This window comes from Shewanella sp. 11B5 (assembly GCF_002836795.1).
GTDB classification, from domain to species: Bacteria; Pseudomonadota; Gammaproteobacteria; order Enterobacterales; family Shewanellaceae; genus Shewanella; species Shewanella frigidimarina.
The window spans coordinates 1-1,889 of sequence record NZ_PJAP01000733.1; the positions used below are offsets into that span (position 1 = coordinate 1).

2 protein-coding genes are annotated in these 1,889 nt (G+C 42.2%); one reads left to right on the forward strand and one right to left on the reverse strand.

All coding sequences use genetic code 11. The annotated features are described in order from the left end of the window. Positions 1–495, reverse strand: a 495-nt coding sequence (locus tag CXF78_RS15835; RefSeq protein ID WP_145991499.1) for a DEAD/DEAH box helicase, incomplete at its 3' end; no start/stop codon positions are given. Positions 496–831: 336 nt separating this feature from the next. Here CXF78_RS15835 and CXF78_RS15840 point away from each other — a divergent pair. Then, the coding region (locus CXF78_RS15840) for a DUF3626 domain-containing protein (RefSeq protein ID WP_102037325.1) at positions 832–1,889 on the forward strand (1,058 nt) is incomplete at its 3' end.

A 1,889-nucleotide genomic window follows, 5' to 3' on the forward strand; every position in this document is an offset into this window, starting at 1 on the left:
AATAAAGCCCATGTCTAGCATGCGGTCTGCTTCGTCTAACACTAGAATTTCTAATTTGCTAAAGCTAATGGCTTTTTGCTGGCATAAGTCGAGTAAACGGCCTGGTGTTGCGACTAAAATGTCGACACCATTTCTGAGTGCAGCTAGTTGTGGCACGATGGACACACCACCAAATACTACAGCTGATTTTAACGGTAAGTTTACACCGTAAGTTGCGACGCTTTCTTGTACTTGCGCGGCAAGCTCGCGTGTTGGTGTTAATACTAGCGCACGGACTTGACCACGTTGCGCTCGTTCACCTTTAGATAATAATTCTAAAATTGGCAGGGTAAAACCAGCTGTTTTTCCTGTCCCAGTTTGTGCTGCTGCCATTACATCTTGACCGGCTAAAACAGCTGGAATTGCTTGTGCTTGAATTGGAGATGGGGTGTCATAACCTTGTTTTTCAACCGCTTTTAAAATAGCAGCATTCAGACCAAGTGAGGAAAAACTCATAGAAAAATCTCTTTGGGCAACGCATTGTTGCTTTGAATAAAAGGTAGCCAGTAACGGCGGCCGTGAAGCTTACCTGAAAACCTCTTTGAGTGCTATCAAATCCCTGTGTGGGCAACGATATATACTCTGTGATTGTGATTAATAATGGGCTATTTAATGGTGGAAATGTATCGCTTATGATCGCCAAATACAGTGATTTAATGAAATCGTGTTAATCTAAAGACCAGAATCAGTGCTAAAAGTCGACTTATTACATACAATAAAATGGTAACTCGTTTTCTATCTAAATATTCAGCGACTTAGCTGAGGTTACTTAACTTAAGGTGTCTCTTACTGATGAAATTAACGGCACAAATACATATTGAGAAAATGGCGTATGAGCTGCGTGATCATGCTCATGCCGTGATCAAAAATGTGCTGTTAATGTCTAATATTTCAACCTTATCTCTTCAACTCGCTATGCGTGAGTTAGCCCAACATAGCCGAGTGGCGTTACATTTTCATCCCGATCAAATTGATAACCGAGGCCTCACCGTCGTTGATGGTTTATTGCGTGATGGGGTGTATAAAAGCCAGTTTGAAACCCATGTTTCTAATGGTCATTTATCACCCGAGCTAGGCGGTTCACGAGACCATTGGGAAAACCAATTATTTGGTCACAGCTATTCTGGGATTAAACATCGGCCTAAATACGGAGCGTTAGATTTTGGTTTGTGCCCCTTAGGCCCCGCACCTCGTTTTGGCAGTTGTTATTTAATCACACACCCTCAAATATTGTCTCGATGTACTTTTAGTTACATGGACTCACATCGGTTGCCCAAAGAAAAGGGTACCATAAAGTGTTTTGATGCGATTTTAGCGGCATTACTCAGTGAAAGTTTTGAGCGTCAATATGCCTTGGGGGTTTCTGGGCTTAAACCGAGTAAGTTGATTGAACATTTTAGTCAGCATTTAACCGATGATATTAGTCGCCGTTTTGATCTGGTCCCTAGCGGTAATTTAGATCATTATATTGAAGCCCAAATTCATGGCGATGTGTCGCTGGACCAAGATATTGCTATATTAGTGGCAGATCCATCCTATATGGGCACTGCTATTGGCGATTCATTAATCGCCTTGTGTCACGAGTACGGAATTGAGTTGCATTGGCATCAAGGACGTCAGATTAATGTGGCAAAAATACCAGATGATTTTCGTGGTGCAGCGATGCCTATTTTGGCGCAAAGCCTTGCCGAAAATGAGTTGATTAATGCAGAGATTATTGGCCGTGCGGCCTATCAATTGCAAAAACAACCCGTTTCATGGAGTGAGCGTGGCGCACATTCTAAAAAACGACAAGACTTAAAGCTACTCTGGCACGTATTGGTAAAATACGGGGAGAGTACTGGTCAATA